Raw genomic sequence first — 15800 nt, forward strand, 5'->3', positions numbered from 1 at the left:
CGGTGGCTACATGGCTGGAGCAACGGGGACGACCGTTGCTCCAGGCTCCGACCCTCTGAATACGGCCGTGCTGATGAGGGAAAACTAGGGGCCGATTGCTGGTTCCGTGAACGTGCCGCTCAGGCCTTCAATGAGTTCGGTGATGGCATGGTCCTCTGCCAATTGCGGGTTGAGGAGAGCCAACAGGGTGCGGATGCGCCCGGTGCCGGTCAACGCGTTGGCGGCATCCACTTCGTCTGCGAGCGGATCCTGCAAGGTTCCGGCGTGGACACTGAAGTCCATCCATGCGGCAATCATGAGCGCGGCGGCGGCGCCGGACCTGCCGTGGGAGCGTTCGGCCAAGAGCACCGGTACAGCGCGCATCCTCAGTTTTGTGCTGCCGTCCATGGCGATCTGGGCGAGGTGGTGGGCGATGCGCGCGTTCCTAAAGCGGTCCAGGAGTTCGGCACGGTACTCCGGAATCCGCAGCTCGGCACCTTTGAGCCCGGCACTTGCCAGATTGGCCTCGGCTTCGTCCCAGAAAGCCTCGACGGCGTGCAGGCACGCGGGATCCGCCAATGCCTCGGCCACAGTGGCATGGCCGCGCAGCTGCCCTGCGTATGCAAGCAGCGAGTGGGCACCGTTAAGCAGCCAGAGCTTGCGGTTCTCGAACGGTTCGATCTCGTCCACGAAAACCGCGCCTGCGTCTTCCCAGCGCGGCCGGCCGGCCGGGAAGGCCCCGCTCAGTACCCAACTGCGGAAGGGCTCGGCCACTACCGGTGAGTTGTCGCGGTAGCCGCATGCGGCCTCCACGGCCTCGAGGTCGGCGTCGGTGGTCCGCGGCGTGATGCGGTCCACGGAGGTGCTGACAAAGCTGACGTTGGCGTCAACCCAGGCAGCCAGTCCAGCGTCCCATGCCGCGGCCAGGCCAAGCACCGCGCTGCGGGCAACGCTTCCGTTGTTGGAGAGGTTGTCGCAGCAGACGACGGCTAGTGGGCCGCCGTCGGCGGTCCTGCGGGCAGCGAGGGCGAAGACCAGCCGGCCCAGCGGCGTCGTCGGTGTGCCGCCGCCAGCCGCAGTACCGGCCAAAAGCGCAAGGTCTGCGACGACGTCGGGAGCCGTGCGGTCGAGCTGGCCGTCCGAGTCAAGGCGGTAGGCGGCCTCGGTGATGGTCAGGGTGATGACCGCCGTGGCAGGGGCGGCGACCAGCTCGGCGAGGCGGCCCACGTTGGCGCCGTCCACGGCCTCAACAATGCTGCTAACAATCTCGAACGAATCACCGCCGTCGGCACGCTCCACCACGGTGTACAGACCGTCCTGCCCGGCAAGCGCCAGCGCGGCGTCCGGCCTGCGGCCCGTGAAGGAGGCGACGCCCCACTCGGCGGCGTCGCCTGCCTGATGGGTGTACCAGGCCTGGTGGGACCGGTGGAAGGCGCCCAGTCCAAGGTGGACAATCCGGACCGGCGCCTTGGCGCTGGGCCGGAGGGACCTGTTCAACCGGGGCAGCGCTGCCGGCACAGGCGCCTGCTCGCCGATTTGCAGCTCGATGGTCACAGCTTGAAGACCCTTCTCGGAGCGGAATCGACGACGTCGACGATGATCTCGTGCGCGCGGTCCTCGCTGACCCGGTGCTCGGCGACAAGGCGCGCCAGGAAGGCGGCCTCGATCCGGCGCGAGGCGTCATGCCGGGCCGGGATCGAGCAGAACGCACGCGTGTCGTCGATGAAGCCCGACGACCTTGAGAAGCCGGCCGTTTCAGTCACGGCGGCACGGAAGCGGAGCATGGCATCCGGTGCGTCCAGGAACCACCACGGGGCACCGAGGTACACAGACGGGTAGAAGCCGGCCAAGGGCGCCAGCTCGCGGGAAAATACAGTCTCATCCAACGTGAAGAGCACGAGGTGGAAGTCCTTGGCGGTACCAAAGTCCTGCAGGAGGGGGCGGATGGCCTCGGTGTAGTTCACCGCGAAGGGAATGTCGTGGCCGGTGTCCGCGCCGTAGGCGTTGAACGTAGGCCCGTGGTGGTCGCGGTACGAACCCGGGTGGATGGTCATCACCAGCCCGTCCTCGACCGACATCCGCGCCATCTGGTACATCATGTGGGCTTCAAAGTTTTCGCGGTCCTGCGCCGTGGCCTGGCCGGCGCGGGCCCGCTCGAACAGCCTGGCCGCCTCGGCGTCGTCAAGCTTCAGCGTTGCGGGCGTGCGGACGCCGTGGTCCGCCGATACGGCCCCGTGGTCCACGAAATAACGACGCCGGTTCTTCAGCGCGCTGATGTACCCGGCATAGCCGGTTCCGCCGTCGGCCGCTGCCGCCATGAGTCGCTCGACGTTCGCCTGCCACTGCGGGTGCGCGATGTTCAGGTACTGGTCCGGGCGGAACGTGGGCAGGACCCGGCCATGGAAGGTGGGATCCTCGTCGATGGCCCTGTGGCTGGCGAGGTCATCGAGCGGGTCGTCGGTGGTGGCCAGGACCTCGATGTTGAAGTCCTTGAACAGCTGGCGGGGGCGGAAGCCGGGCTCCTGCAGCCTGGCGCTGATGGCGTCATACGTTGCATCAGCGGTCTCGGCACTGAGCTCCTGGTGGAGGCCGAACACGCTCTCGAACTGGTGGCGGAGCCAGTAGCCGGACGCCGTTCCTTCGAAGAGCGGCCACGAGTTGCAGAACTCGCGCCAGACACCGCGGGGCTCCAGTACTGGAGCCGCGGTATGCCCCGGCTTGGGTGCGCGCAGCCGGTCCAGTGGCACTCCGCTGGCATGGATCAGGCGAGTGACGTAGTGGTCCGGGCTGACCAGCAGCGCGGCCGGGTCCGGGAACGGCGTGTTGTGTTCGATGACGGCGGCGTCAACGTGGCCGTGCGGAGAAATGATGGGAAGGTCCTGCACCCGCTCCAGAAGCGCGCGGGCAATACTGCGCGTTCCGGGATCCGCGGGGAGGAGCCGGTCGGGATTAGCGGCAATCGACTCTGACATAAAGCAATAGTCCTTCCTTTGGCAATTTTTGTCAATCGGTTGCCAACCAGGGCGGCTCTGAGTGCTTTACCCTTTGCGGGTTTTGGTCCGCACGGCTGCGGACGGAGGTGCTGGAGCAGCGTCAGCGGGTGAAGAGCGGTCCGCTGGAGCCGCGGATGACCAGTTCGCTTTCTGCTTGCACCACAAAGGAATCCTCCGTCCCGCCGTGCAGTATCTGCAAGAGGAGTTTTGCGGCATCTGAACCGCTCTGGCGCAACGGTGCCCGCACCGTGGTGAGGGGCGGCGTCGTGAAGTCGGCCCCGAAGATGTCGTCAAAGCCGACAATGCTGATCTGCCCGGGCACCTCGATGCCTGCCGCCTGGAGCTCCTGCATGAGTCCGATCGCCAGGAGGTCGTTGTAGGTCAGGACCGCCGTGGCGCCGCTGGCGCGGACAGCGCGCGCGGCCTGCCTGCCCCCCTCGATCGTTGGTTTTGTGGATTCCAGCCGCACGGCCTCGAGCCGGGACCAGTCACAGGCGGCCTGGACGCCCTCCCAGCGGCGGCCAGACATCCAGGACTGCGGCGGCCCGGCGACGAAGGCAATCTTCTGGTGGCCGTGGGCGGCCAGGCTGCGGACCGCCTCACCGATGCCCTTGTTGACATCAGGGACTACGCACGGCACTCCCTCGACCTCGCGGTTGATGACAACCACGGGCTTGTCCCGGGCCAACGCCCGGATGTTGTCATCATCCATCCGCGGGCTGGCGAGGATGAGGCCGTCCACGGTTGCCATTAATCGCCGGGCTGTCATCAATTCGGTTACCGCGGATTCGGCCGATTCGGCGAGGACCAAGGTGTAGTCGCGCACGGCAGCTGTACTCTCTGTCCCCCGGATGATGTCAAAGAACGTCGGATTGGTGATATCCGCGACGATCAGCCCCAGGGTGCTGGTGCGGCCGGTCGGCAGCGCGCGCGCAAACGGATTGACATGGTAATTGAGTCCGGCGGCCGCGTCCTCGATCAGTTTCTGCGTCTTGGGGCTTACCCGGCCGGGCTTGCTCAGAGCCCGGGACACCGTGGACGGATTAACCCCTGCAACCTTGGCAATGTCGTAAATCGTGGCGTTGCCTCTGCCCTCGCGGGCGCCATTCTTGGCGTCTCGGGGTGTTGGGGCAGAGTCAGGCTTCGCGAGTTCGGTCACAGCCCCATCCTACCGACGACCCTTACCGACAAATGACTCAGAGGCGACGTACTGGCTCTAGTGCGGCAATCGGTTGCCATTTGTGGCCATAGTCACTAGACTTGCAGGGTCGCGGACGGAGTGGTCCGCTTTCTCCAGATTAGGAATGCAATGTCCTCAATTTCCTCAGCTCAGCCGGTGCGGTCTGCGATTGGCTCCCCTCCCGAACCTTCCAGCAAGGAGTTGCGCCGTGCCGGGTGGGCCGGCTTCATCGGTACTGTCCTGGAAAACTACGACATGGTTGTCTACGGTGTCGGAACAGCCATCATCTTCAACACCCTCTTCTTCCCGAATGTCTCCCCCGCAGTAGGCTTCATCGCCAGCTTCGGCGCATACGCCGTCGGATTCATTGCCCGCCCCATGGGCGGCCTGTTCTTCTCGCGCTTCGGCGACAAGATCGGGCGGAAGTTTGTTCTCGTGGCCACCCTCGCCCTGATGGGGACCGCCACATTCGCCATGGGCCTGCTCCCTACCTACGAGACAGCCGGCATTTTGGCGCCGATCCTGCTGACCGTGCTCCGGTTCATCCAGGGCTTCGGCGCGGGGGCGGAAATGGCAAGCGCAGTGGTACTTCTTGCCGAATTCGCGCCCAGAGGCAAACGTGGCGCCATGACGTCCCTCGTGTGGGCAGGAGCCGCCGTCGGCTCCGTCTTCGGTTCACTCGCCTGGATCCTGGTCCAGCTCCTGCCTCGTGAAGACCTGGAATCCTGGGGCTGGCGCCTCGTCTTCCTCTCCAGCGCCGTGGTCACGGTCGCCGCCTACTTTATCCGTCGGCACATGAAAGAGTCCCCGGTCTTTGCGGAGCTGAAACGTGAGCAGGTCCAGGCTGCCTCACCGATCAAGGAAGTTCTGCAGAAGGGCCGCCGTCCGCTGCGCCAGGTTTTCCTCATCAACATGGGAACACATGCCCACTCCTACATTTACCAGGCTTTCCTTGGCACGTTCCTGATCTCCGTCGTCAACATCGACAAGGCACTGATCCCTCAGATGCTGGCCATCGGCGGGCTTTTCGCCATCCCGGCCGCGCTGATCGCCGGGCGGGCCACCGACCGCTGGGGCCGTAAACCAGTTAACGTTTTCATCCTGTCCTTCCTGTTCCTGTTCTCTTTTCCTGCGTTCTGGCTCAGCAGCACCGGTAACGTCTGGCTGATCGCACTGGTCTATGCCGTAGGGTTCACATTCGCCGTGGAAGGCGGAATCTCAGCGCAGTCCGCCATGTACGCCGAGCTCTTCGGCTCCAAGTACCGTTATGCCGGTGTCGCCATCGCACGTGAGTTCTCAGCCATCTTCGGCGGGGGTATTGCTCCCATCATCTGTTCCGCACTTCTGGTCTGGGCGACAAATTCTTACTGGCCAATCGCGCTCTACATGATGGTCATAGTCGGGATCTCCCTCGTCCAAGCCCTGAAGACTCCGGAGACGAAGGACCGCGACCTGACTCTGGAAGATGACGCGGCCTGACCGGGAGGCATCCTTCCGCAGGATGTGCGGGACTCAATGCACTCGTTGCACAGAAATGAATTGGAGTTTTGATGTCAGCACACATCGGTGTCACCGGCCTTGCGGTGATGGGGGCCAACCTCGCCCGCAACCTGGCCCGGAACGGCTTCACCGTTGCCCTGCACAACCGGTCCGTGGAGAAAACCGACGCGCTCCTGGAAAAGCACGGCCAGGACGGAGACTTCGTCCGCACGGAGACGCTCCAGGAACTCGTCGACTCGCTGGAGAAGCCGCGCCGCGTGCTGATCATGGTCAAGGCCGGCAAGCCGGTGGACTCCGTGATCGAGCAGCTCGAGCCGCTCCTGGAGGCGGGCGACATCATCATCGACGCCGGCAACTCGCACTACGAGGACACCCGCCGCCGCGAGGCCGCGCTGGCCAAGAAGGACCTGCACTTCGTCGGCATCGGCGTCTCCGGCGGCGAGGAGGGCGCCCTGAACGGCCCCTCGATCATGCCCGGCGGCTCCAGGGAGTCCTACGACGCCCTCGGCCCGCTGCTGGAAAAAATTGCCGCCCACGTGGACGGCAAGCCGTGCTGCGCCTGGATCGGCACCGACGGCGCCGGCCACTTCGTCAAGATGGTCCACAACGGCATCGAATACGCGGACATGCAGGTCATCGGCGAAGCCTTCGACCTGCTGCGCTCCGGCGCGGGGATCGAACCGGCGGAACAGGCCAAGATCTTCGAGGAGTGGAACCAGGGCGAGCTCGCCTCCTTCCTGATCGAAATCTCCGCCGAGGTCCTCGGCCACGTCGACGCCAGGACCGGCAAGCCGTTCGTCGACGTCGTGGTGGACGCCGCGGGCCAGAAGGGCACCGGCCGCTGGACGGTCATCTCCGCGCTCGAACTGGGATCGCCGACGTCGGGCATCGCCGAATCGGTCTTCGCCCGGGCCCTGTCCTCCCAGACGGAGCAGCGTGTGCTGGCCCAGGAACTCCTGGCCGGCGCAGGGGCCGACGTCGAGGTCCCCGGGACCTTCGTCGAAGACGTGCGCCAGGCGCTGTACGCCTCCAAGCTGGTCTCCTACGCGCAGGGACTGGACATGCTCACCTCGGCCGCGAAGGAATACGGCTGGGACCTGAAGCTGGACGAGATCGCCTCGCTGTGGCGCGGCGGCTGCATCATCCGGGCGGAGCTGCTCAAGGAGATCACCAAGGCCTACGCCGCAACGGAGAAGCCGGCCAACCTGCTCTTCGCGCCCGCCTTCACCAAGGCGATCGCCGAGGTCCTTCCGGCCTGGCGCCGGGTTGTTTCCACGGCTGTCCAGCTCGGCATCCCGGTGCCGGTGTTCTCCTCCTCGCTGGCCTACTACGACGGCCTGCGCCGCAAGCGCCTCCCGGCCGCCCTGATCCAGGGCCAGCGCGACCTCTTCGGCGCCCACACCTACGGCCGCATCGACGCCGACGGCACCTTCCACACCCTCTGGGGCGAAGACAAGTCCGAGATCGAGGCCGTGGACACGCACTAGTCCCTTTCGGTTGCGGGAGGTCCTCCCATAGTTTCTTGCGGAAACGAAGGCTGCTTGTGGCCCTGTCAGGGCGCTGAGGCAGAAGCGGTGGCACGCTTGTTCCCACGTCACGGAAAATATTTTCCCAGTCACCGGGAAAAAGTTTCGCCTGTCTGTGATTCCAGCCACTAACGTGAAATCCATGAATGCAGAGCCGACCAACGTGATAGGGGACAACAACGCCTCGCGTGTCGTGGAGATCTTGTTGACCTTCGCCTCTCACCGGACCCTGACCGCGGCGCAGATCACCACCGTGACGGGCATCCCGGCCAGCGCCGTCTACCGTCATCTGACGACGTTGGTGCAGTCCGGCCTGGTAACGCAGACCAAGCGTCGCGGCCAGTACAGTGCGGGCGCGGAATCCCTCAGGCTCGCCGCCAATTTCCGGCAGGAAGCGATGCTGAAGGGCCGCATCACCCGGCAGCTCCAGCTGCTCTCTGACGAGACGCAGGAATTGGCTGCCTATCTGGTGATCAGCGGCTCCGAGGCCCTGTGCCTCGAAGCCGTCGAAGGCCCGCAGATGCTGCGCTGCAGTTACTCGCCCGGCCGCTCCCAGCCGCTGCACAGGGGAGCAAGCGCATTGGCTCTGCTGGCCTACATCGGCGCCGAGGAACGCGCCGCGGTGATTTCCGGCCTGGGGCTTGATGCCGACGCCACGGCGTCCTTGGGGCGGGAGCTCCAGCTGATCCAGGGGCGCGGTTTTGCCCTCAGCTACGGCGCGGTGGACGCCGGCGTGTGGGGTGTGAGCTTTCCGGTTTTCGATCACGACGGGCATCTGCTGGGGGCGGTCAGCTCCATGGCCCCGGCCGGGCGCGCCGTCGGCCGCGAAAAGCAACTCATCGCCAGCACACGGGACGCCGCCGCCGCACTTGCCCAAGAAGGGACAGGACCCCGATGACCAACGCAACCGCCCCGAACCCTTGGACAGCCCGCGACGAAGGCCCCGGTGCTGAACACCGCCGCTGGCACCACGCGGTGAAATCGGCTGTTCCCGGAACGCCTGGCGTCGCCCTTCTCGGCTTCCGCAGCGATGAAGGCGTGCGCCGCAACAAGGGCCGCGTGGGCGCAGTCGACGGCCCCGCCAGCATCCGCTCCGCGCTGGCCCCCCTGGCCGCCGAGGCGGCACTGGTTGTCCATGACCTCGGTGACACCGAGGTTCTGGACGGGCGGCTGGAGGATGGGCAGCTCCGTCTGGGGCAGGCCGTCTCAAGCGCCTTGGACGAAGGCCACCTGCCGATCGTTCTGGGCGGCGGGCACGAGACCGCCTTCGGCGGGTACATCGGGCTGCGATCCAGCCCCGTGACCGTCGGCAAGCGCCTGGGCATCATCAACCTGGACGCCCATTTCGATCTCCGCGCCGAATCCGTAGCGTCCTCAGGGACCCCGTTCCGGCAGGTGGCCGAGTCCGAGCGGACCAACGGCCACGATTTCAACTACTCCGTGGTGGGCATCAGCAAGCCCGGCAACACCCAGGCCTTGTTCCAGACGGCGCGAGACCTCGGTGTGACCTACATGCTGGATGAGGACTGCTCCGAAGCCCGTCTTGACCAGGTCCTCGCGTTCACGGGGGCGTTCACGGACACCGTGGACGCTGTCTACCTGACCATCGACCTCGACGTCCTCCCTGCCCACGTCGCTCCCGGCGTCAGCGCCCCGGCGTCGTACGGCGTACCGCTCAGCGTCCTGCTGGCTGTGTGCCGGCAGCTCGCCCGCTCCCCCAAGCTGGCGCTCGTCGACGTCGTGGAACTTAACCCACGGTTCGACGTCGACTCCCGGACAGCGCGCGCAGCCGCCCGCCTGATCCACACGATTGCTTCCGAACGTCTGGAGTCCGGAACCGCCTTCCGCGAAGCATCCGGGCAGGTGCCGGCATAGCCGCCGCGCGCTCCCTTCCTCCCCACCTCCCTGAAACGAGCACACATGAAGAACCGAATCCCGCGCATCGGATGGGCAGCCACGGGGCTGGCCGTTCTGATCGCCCTGTTGGGACTCTCCGCACCGGCCCAAGCTGCAACGACGCCGCCGTCCCCCTCGGTCAACAAGATGGCCGATTTGCGCTCCGGCAAGACCACACTCAAGGTCGGCACCGATGCTTCCTTCCCGCCGTTCGAGTTCACTGACGCCAACGGTACGAAGATCGGCTTCGACATTGACGTCGTCCGCACTCTGGCCGCCAAAGCCGGCATAAAGAATGTCGAGTTCGTCCAGATGCCGTTCGGCAACATCGTTCCGGCGCTCCAGGCGAACCAGATCGACGTCGGGGCTTCCGCCATCTACATCAGCGAGGCCCGCGCCAAGGTTGTCGATTTCTCGGAGATCTACTATCCCGGCGGCCTGGGCCTCTTCGTTGGCGAATCAAACGACTCCGTGACATCCCTTGCGGACCTGGCCGGTAAGAAGGTCGCTGTCCAGGTGGGTACCAAATCCGTGGAGTGGCTGCAGCAGAACCAGCCCAAGGCCGAACTGGTGCAGGTCCAGACGAACGATCAGATGTTCTCCTCCGTGAAGCTCGGCCAGGCAGATGCCGTGGTGACCGGCCAGCCTGGTGGACGCTATTTCATTCATGAGCAGGGCGGTTTGAAGCAGGTGGGCGAACGCCTCACCAACGAGAACTACGGGTTCGCTTTCCAGAAGAGCGATTCCGATATCCGCGATGCCTTCAACACCGCTCTGAAAGACATCCAGGGTTCGGGCGAATTCACGAAGCTCTCCAGCCAGTGGTTCGGCGATGAAACCCAGGCCGCGACGTCGTCGGGCAAGGAACACAGCCTGTTCAACATCGGTTCGATCACCAATTCCTGGGGTCCGCTCATGAATGGCCTGGCCACTACGCTGCAAATCATCGGGCTGTCACTGTGCCTGAGTCTCGCATTTGGCATGCTGGGCGGCTTCGCCAAGCTCTCCCATATCCGCCCCCTCCGCTGGATCGGCAAGGCATACGTTTCCGTTATCCGCGGTACACCGTTCATCGTCCAGCTGTTCTTCATCTACTTCGGGTTGCCTCAGCTGGGCGTGCAGCTCTCGCCGATGGTGGCGGGCATTCTGGCACTTGGCCTCTACAGCGGTTCCTACGTCACGGAAATCGTCCGCGGCGCCATCCAGTCCGTCGATATTGGCCAGATGGAGGCCGCCCGCTCCTGCGGCATGAGCTCCACTTCCGCGCTCCGCCATGTGGTCATCCCGCAGGCCTTCCTGCGCATGCTCCCCCCGCTTGCCAACGAATTCGTTTCCCTCACCAAAAACTCGGCGCTGGTTTCCTTCGTGACGATCAGCGAACTGTTCCTCGTGGGCCAGACAATCATCGCCCGCACCTTTGACGCCCTGACCGTTTACGTATTCATCGGCGCGGTCTACTACATCCTCACCAACATCATCGGCCTGGCCGCAAACACACTCGAGAAGAAGATGGCGGTTTACATCTAATGGCTCTCCTGGAAACAAAAGAGATCACCAAGTCCTACGGTGACCACCATGTGCTCAAGGGCATCAACTTCAGCATCGAGCCCGGGGAAGTAGTTGCCGTCATCGGTCCCAGCGGCGGCGGCAAATCCACGTTTCTGCGGTGCCTGAACCTGCTGGAGACGCCCAGCTCCGGCCACGTAATATTCGACGGCGAGGACCTCCTATCGCCGAAGGTGGATCTGGACCGCCTCCGCTCCCGCATGGGCATGGTCTTTCAGCAATTCAACCTGTTTCCCAACATGACGGCCCTGAAGAACGTCATGCTTCCGCAGATGGACGTCCTCAAGGTCAGCAAGAAGGAAGCGGAAACCCGGGCTATGGAACTCTTGGACAAGGTGGGTATGAGCCATCGCGCCCACGTCTATCCGAACAGGCTCTCCGGCGGCCAAAAGCAGCGGATCGCCATTGCCCGCGCGGTAGCCATGAACCCCAAGGTGATGCTGTTCGATGAGCCAACGAGCGCTCTGGACCCGGAGGTTGTCAGCGACGTCCTGGAGGTCATGGCTGGGCTCGCCGCCGACGGCATGACGATGGTCGTTGTTACCCACGAAATGGGTTTCGCCCGTAAAGTGGCCGACCGCGTGCTATTCATCGACGGCGGGAAGATCGCCTCCGATCTCCCTCCTGAGGAGTTCTTCTCGGACCTGAACACAAATCCGCGCATCCAGTCCTTTCTCGAAAAGGTTCTATAGAACCGCGCCTTCCTGACCGCACGTTCGACCACATCCTGAGCTTGCGGTACGAGGCCTGACGGCGGGCGCTCCCAGCCCCGGCTCCGGCTCTCCCAGCGGGTGTTGAGTTTGAGTTGATTGCCGGTGAGACTCTGATAGTGTTCGGTAATCCACGGTCCTCCCGGCCACTCCTTAGGCCGGTTGTAGATAACGGGTGGGGACTCGCGAAGTATCGCGAACCAAGGAGTTCTCTATGCATTTGTCGCCCAGGGAAAACGAAAAGCTGATGATCGTGGTTGCCGCCGATCTTGCACGGCGCCGGCAGAAACGCGGGCTGAAGCTCAACCATCCGGAATCCGTCGCGATTCTCACGTATGAGCTCGTCGAGGGCGCCCGCGATGGACGCCGGGTCGCCGACCTCATGAGCTACGGTACGACCATCCTTACCAGGGAAGACGTGATGGAGGGTGTCGCTGACATGATCCGGGACGTCCAGGTCGAAGCGACGTTCCCCGACGGCACAAAGCTCGTCACCGTGCACAACCCCATTCGCTAGGCGAAGGAGACACCCCTTGAAACCCGGCGAATACATCCTCCGCCCGGAGCCCATCACCTGCAATGCGGGCCGCATTCCCCGCGCACTGGCCGTGATCAACCGCGGTGACCGCCCCATCCAGGTGGGATCCCACTACCATTTCTTCGAGGTGAACGATGCCCTCGAGTTCGACCGGGAGGCGGCCTACGGCTTCCGGCTGGACATCCCGTCGGGCACCGCAGTGCGCTTCGAGCCGGGCGACGCCAAGACGGTCAATCTGCTCGCCCTGTCGGGCGAGCGGGAGGTCTACGGGTTGAGGGACCGTGTGAACGGCCCGCTCGAGCACAGTCGCGGTCTCATTTCGCTTCAGGATGACACCAAATGAGTTTCCAGCTGAGTCGCAAGCAATACTCGGACCTCTACGGTCCCACCACGGGAGACGCCGTGCGCCTTGCTGACACTGATCTGTTCCTCGAGATTGAGCACGACCACACCAACTACGGTGAGGAGGTCGTGTTTGGCGGCGGCAAGGTCATCCGTGACGGCATGGGCCAGAACGGGCAGCTGGTTCGCGACGATGACATTCCCGACACGGTGATCACGAACGTGATCGTGCTTGACTACACCGGCATCTACAAGGCAGATGTGGCCCTGCGCGACGGGCACATCTTCAAGATCGGCAAGGCGGGAAACCCCCAGATTTCCCGGGGGGTCAACATCGTCATCGGCGTCGCAACCGACATCATCGCGGGAGAGGGAAAGATCCTCACCGCTGGCGGCATCGATACGCACGTGCACTTCGTGAGTCCGGACCAGGTGCCGGTGGCGCTGGCTTCGGGAGTGACCACCCTGATCGGTGGCGGTACTGGACCGAGCGACGCGAGCAAGGCCACCACCGTGACGCCGGGCGCCTGGCACATTTCACGCATGCTGCAGGCCACGGACAACCTGCCCATCAACATCGGCCTGCTTGGCAAGGGGCACGCGAGCGCGATCGAGCCCCTCGCCGAGCAGATCCGGGCCGGCGCCATCGGGCTGAAGGTTCACGAGGACTGGGGCGCGACCACGTCTTCGATCGACATGTCGTTGCGTGTTGCCGACGAGTACGACGTGCAGGTGGCCATCCACTCCGACACGCTCAACGAGTGCGGCTTCGTCGAAGACACCGTGCGGGCCATCGCGGGCCGCGTCATCCACACTTTCCACACCGAGGGCGCCGGGGGCGGCCACGCTCCCGACATCATCAAGATAGCGGCGCTTCCCAACGTGCTGCCGGCGTCGACCAACCCGACGTTGCCGTACACGGTCAACACCATCGACGAACACCTCGACATGCTCATGGTCTGCCACCACCTGAGCCCCGACATCCCCGAAGATGTGGCCTTCGCGGATTCGCGTATCCGCAAGGAGACCATCGCAGCGGAGGACGTGCTGCACGACATGGGCATCTTCTCCATCACCAGCTCCGATTCCCAGGCCATGGGCCGGGTGGGCGAGGTGGTACTGCGAACGTGGCAGGTGGCGGATGCCATGAAGCGCCAGCGAGGCAAGCTCGAGGGCGACCCCGAGGTGGGCGACAACTTCCGGCTCAAGCGTTATGTGGCCAAATACACGATCAACCCGGCGATCGCCCATGGCATCTCGGACTCGGTCGGAAGTATCGAGGAAGGGAAATTCGCGGACCTTGTGCTGTGGGACCCGATGTTCTTCGGCGTCAAACCCGAGCTCGTGCTCAAAGGCGGCCAGGCCGTCATGAGCGTCATGGGCGATCCGAACGCATCGATCCCCACCCCGCAGCCACGCCTCCTGCGGGGCAACTTCGGGGCACTCGGCACGGCCGTGCACTCCTCATCTATCACCTTCCTCTCCCAGGCCGCGATCGCTGCAGGCGTCCCCGGTCAGCTGGGCCTGCGCCGAGTGATCCGGCCGGTGAGCGGTATCCGCACCCTCACCAAGGCCGACATGAAACACAACGGCGCGACCCCTGACATCCAGGTCGACCCGGAAACCTACTCGGTGACCGTCGACGGCGAACGGATCACGGCGGAGCCCTCGACGGTGCTGCCCATGGCGCAGCGCTACTTCCTCTTTTAGACACGATTCCCCAAGGGGGTACGCATGATCATCGACCACGTCATCGCCAACCGGCATGATCTCCCCGCCGACGAGCTCGCCGGCCTTCACGAGGAACGGGTCGTCCTGCCGAGTGCGGAGCTCGTCAAAAGAATCCAGCGAGTGACGACCGACCACGGTCGTGAGCTGGGCATCCGGCTCAGCAGCGTGGCGGGACCGGTGCGGGATCTCCGCGACGGCGACATCCTGTTCCGCGACGACGTGTCGGCCATCGTGGTGTCAGTCATCGCAACGGACGTTCTCGTTATTGCCGCGCGCAGCATCCGTGAAATGGGAGTTGTGGCGCACAACCTCGGCAACCGGCACATGCAGGCGCAGTTTTTCGGAGCCGACAGCGAGTACGCGGCCGAGGTGATGGTGGTGCAGTACGACCACACGATCGAGGATTACCTGATCCACGCTGCCGTGCCGTACTCACGCCAGGAGCGCGTCATGCCCGTGCCGTTCCGCCACGCCGAGCACGCCCACTGACCCCGTGAGCCAGGCGCCGTCGTACCTGCTGCCGCTGTTGCAGCTGTCTGACTCCGCGCTCCCGACCGGGGGCTTCAGCCATTCTTTCGGAATGGAGACGTTCCTGGAACGTGGGCTCGTCGATGGCGAAGCGAGCTTCGCCGTCTGGTTGTGCCAGTTTGTGCGTGTCCAACTGACCCACAGCGACGGGTTCGCCCTGCGCCTGGCGTTCGAGGCGACTTCGGCCGACGAGCTCGCCCGGGTCGACCGAATGCTCGCCGCGGCGGCGTTGCCCCGTGAAGTTCGCGAGGCAGGAACCAAGATGGGCGCGCGGATGCTCGCCATCGCGGGCACGGTGGCGCCGAGTGCCCAACTCGCGGCGTACGCGGCCGATGTGGTGTCGGAGCGCTGCACTGGGCATCCGGCTGTGGCGTTCGCCGTGGCAGGCCGGCACCTGGGCGTGCCACTCGGGGAACTGCTCGCGAGCTACCTCTTCGCCACGGTAACGTCACTGACCCAGAACGCCATTCGCGCTATCCCGATTGGGCAGAACGCCGGGCAGCGCGTGCTTCTGGGCGCCCACCACGAGGTTATAGATGCCGTCCGTCGCATCCAGTTGCTCGAACCCGATGACTTCGGGGTTGCGGCCCCTGGCTTTGAAATCGCCCAGATGCGCCACGAACGCCAGCGCGTCCGCATGTTCATGTCTTAGACGTCCGCGGTCCGCCGCACCCCCACACCCAGCAAGGAGCACCATGGAACTCATCAAGATCGGCGTCGGCGGTCCCGTCGGAGCAGGCAAGACCCAGCTCGTGGAACGCCTCACCCGCCACCTCAGCGGCGAAGTTTCGATGGCCGCGATCACGAACGACATCTACACCATCGAAGACGCCAAGATCCTCGCTGCCAACGGGATCCTGCCCCTCGACCGCATCATCGGAATCGAAACCGGCGGCTGCCCGCACACGGCGATCCGGGAAGACACCTCGATGAATTCGGCCGCGGTGGAGGAGCTTCGGCAGCGGCACCCCGGCCTCGAGATCGTCTTCATCGAAAGCGGCGGAGACAACCTTTCCGCCACGTTCAGCCCGGAGCTCGTGGACTTCTCGATCTACATCATTGATGTGGCGCAGGGCGAGAAGATCCCGCGCAAGGCCGGCCAGGGAATGATCAAGTCCGACTTCTTCATCATCAATAAGATGGACCTGGCCCCGTATGTGGGCGCGGACCTCTCCGTGATGGAGGCCGACTCCCTCGAATTCCGCGGCGACAAGCCTTTCTGCTTCACGAACCTCAAGACCGACGAGGGCTTGGAGCACGTCATCAACTGGATCAGGCGCGACGTGCTCATGCTTGACCTCTCCCAGTGAC

The 15800-nt window shown here is 64.5% G+C and carries 15 protein-coding genes; 12 read left to right on the forward strand and 3 right to left on the reverse strand.

Going from position 1 to position 15800, the window contains the following annotated elements:
• Positions 1 to 84: 84 nt before the first annotated feature.
• From ACVWZ8_RS21245 to ACVWZ8_RS21255, 3 genes are all read right to left on the reverse strand, one after another.
• A complete protein-coding gene (locus ACVWZ8_RS21245; protein ID WP_456505741.1) occupies positions 85 to 1533 on the reverse strand; it encodes a mannitol dehydrogenase family protein in 1449 nt (482 codons plus the stop codon).
• Positions 1530 to 2951 carry a glucuronate isomerase gene (gene uxaC, locus ACVWZ8_RS21250; protein WP_456505742.1) on the reverse strand — a complete coding sequence of 474 codons (1422 nt, stop codon included), beginning with the start codon at positions 2949 to 2951 and terminating at the stop codon, positions 1530 to 1532. The genes ACVWZ8_RS21245 and uxaC overlap by 4 nt, the downstream gene beginning before the upstream one ends.
• Before the next feature lie 121 nt (positions 2952 to 3072).
• Positions 3073 to 4131, reverse strand: a complete 1059-nt coding sequence (locus ACVWZ8_RS21255; protein WP_456505743.1) for a LacI family DNA-binding transcriptional regulator — start codon at positions 4129 to 4131, stop codon at positions 3073 to 3075.
• A gap of 150 nt (positions 4132 to 4281) precedes the next feature.
• Between ACVWZ8_RS21255 and ACVWZ8_RS21260 the strand changes: the two genes are divergently transcribed.
• From ACVWZ8_RS21260 to ureG, 12 genes are all read left to right on the forward strand, one after another.
• Positions 4282 to 5631, forward strand: coding sequence for an MFS transporter (locus tag ACVWZ8_RS21260; protein ID WP_456505744.1), 1350 nt, complete (start codon positions 4282 to 4284; stop codon positions 5629 to 5631).
• Between the two features lie 71 nt (positions 5632 to 5702).
• A complete protein-coding gene (gndA, locus tag ACVWZ8_RS21265; RefSeq protein ID WP_456505745.1) occupies positions 5703 to 7139 on the forward strand; it encodes an NADP-dependent phosphogluconate dehydrogenase in 1437 nt (478 codons plus the stop codon).
• 181 nt (positions 7140 to 7320) lie between these two features.
• Positions 7321 to 8076, forward strand: a complete 756-nt coding sequence (locus ACVWZ8_RS21270) for an IclR family transcriptional regulator (RefSeq protein ID WP_456505746.1) — start codon at positions 7321 to 7323, stop codon at positions 8074 to 8076.
• A complete protein-coding gene (gene hutG, locus ACVWZ8_RS21275; RefSeq protein ID WP_456505747.1) occupies positions 8073 to 9053 on the forward strand; it encodes a formimidoylglutamase in 981 nt (326 codons plus the stop codon). Before ACVWZ8_RS21270 ends, hutG begins: the two co-directional genes overlap by 4 nt.
• 45 nt (positions 9054 to 9098) lie before the next feature.
• The gene (locus ACVWZ8_RS21280; RefSeq protein ID WP_426977064.1) at positions 9099 to 10601 is read left to right on the forward strand and encodes an ABC transporter substrate-binding protein/permease; all 1503 of its coding nucleotides are present in this window, start codon (positions 9099 to 9101) and stop codon (positions 10599 to 10601) included.
• Positions 10601 to 11332 carry an amino acid ABC transporter ATP-binding protein gene (locus ACVWZ8_RS21285; RefSeq protein ID WP_426977063.1) on the forward strand — a complete coding sequence of 244 codons (732 nt, stop codon included), beginning with the start codon at positions 10601 to 10603 and terminating at the stop codon, positions 11330 to 11332. Before ACVWZ8_RS21280 ends, ACVWZ8_RS21285 begins: the two co-directional genes overlap by 1 nt.
• 232 nt (positions 11333 to 11564) lie before the next feature.
• Positions 11565 to 11867, forward strand: coding sequence for an urease subunit gamma (locus ACVWZ8_RS21290; protein WP_426977061.1), 303 nt, complete (start codon positions 11565 to 11567; stop codon positions 11865 to 11867).
• Between the two features lie 16 nt (positions 11868 to 11883).
• Positions 11884 to 12231, forward strand: a complete 348-nt coding sequence (locus tag ACVWZ8_RS21295) for an urease subunit beta (RefSeq protein ID WP_426977060.1) — start codon at positions 11884 to 11886, stop codon at positions 12229 to 12231.
• Entirely contained in the window at positions 12228 to 13940 is a 1713-nt protein-coding gene (gene ureC / locus ACVWZ8_RS21300) for an urease subunit alpha (RefSeq protein WP_456505748.1), read from the forward strand. Before ACVWZ8_RS21295 ends, ureC begins: the two co-directional genes overlap by 4 nt.
• 24 nt (positions 13941 to 13964) lie before the next feature.
• The gene (ureE, locus tag ACVWZ8_RS21305; protein WP_426977056.1) at positions 13965 to 14450 is read left to right on the forward strand and encodes an urease accessory protein UreE; all 486 of its coding nucleotides are present in this window, start codon (positions 13965 to 13967) and stop codon (positions 14448 to 14450) included.
• A gap of 4 nt (positions 14451 to 14454) precedes the next feature.
• A complete protein-coding gene (locus ACVWZ8_RS21310; protein WP_456505749.1) occupies positions 14455 to 15141 on the forward strand; it encodes an urease accessory protein UreF in 687 nt (228 codons plus the stop codon).
• Between the two features lie 43 nt (positions 15142 to 15184).
• Positions 15185 to 15799: an urease accessory protein UreG gene (ureG, locus tag ACVWZ8_RS21315; protein ID WP_426977054.1), complete on the forward strand. Its 615-nt coding sequence runs from the start codon at positions 15185 to 15187 to the stop codon at positions 15797 to 15799.
• Position 15800 lies beyond the last annotated feature (1 nt).

The sequence above is a fragment of the Arthrobacter sp. UYCu723 genome (assembly GCF_054059215.1).

What these genes read in the sequence shown, in the direction of transcription:
- uxaC (WP_456505742.1), bottom strand. Translation starts at nt 2,951, where the DNA reads ATGTCAGAGTCGATTGCCGCTAATCCCGACCGGCTCCTCCCCGCGGAT.
- ACVWZ8_RS21260 (WP_456505744.1), top strand. Translation starts at nt 4,282, where the DNA reads ATGTCCTCAATTTCCTCAGCTCAGCCGGTGCGGTCTGCGATTGGCTCC.
- gndA (WP_456505745.1), top strand. Translation starts at nt 5,703, where the DNA reads ATGTCAGCACACATCGGTGTCACCGGCCTTGCGGTGATGGGGGCCAAC.
- ACVWZ8_RS21270 (WP_456505746.1), top strand. Translation starts at nt 7,321, where the DNA reads ATGAATGCAGAGCCGACCAACGTGATAGGGGACAACAACGCCTCGCGT.
- hutG (WP_456505747.1), top strand. Translation starts at nt 8,073, where the DNA reads ATGACCAACGCAACCGCCCCGAACCCTTGGACAGCCCGCGACGAAGGC.
- ACVWZ8_RS21280 (WP_426977064.1), top strand. Translation starts at nt 9,099, where the DNA reads ATGAAGAACCGAATCCCGCGCATCGGATGGGCAGCCACGGGGCTGGCC.
- ACVWZ8_RS21285 (WP_426977063.1), top strand. Translation starts at nt 10,601, where the DNA reads ATGGCTCTCCTGGAAACAAAAGAGATCACCAAGTCCTACGGTGACCAC.
- ACVWZ8_RS21290 (WP_426977061.1), top strand. Translation starts at nt 11,565, where the DNA reads ATGCATTTGTCGCCCAGGGAAAACGAAAAGCTGATGATCGTGGTTGCC.
- ureC (WP_456505748.1), top strand. Translation starts at nt 12,228, where the DNA reads ATGAGTTTCCAGCTGAGTCGCAAGCAATACTCGGACCTCTACGGTCCC.
- ureE (WP_426977056.1), top strand. Translation starts at nt 13,965, where the DNA reads ATGATCATCGACCACGTCATCGCCAACCGGCATGATCTCCCCGCCGAC.
- ureG (WP_426977054.1), top strand. Translation starts at nt 15,185, where the DNA reads ATGGAACTCATCAAGATCGGCGTCGGCGGTCCCGTCGGAGCAGGCAAG.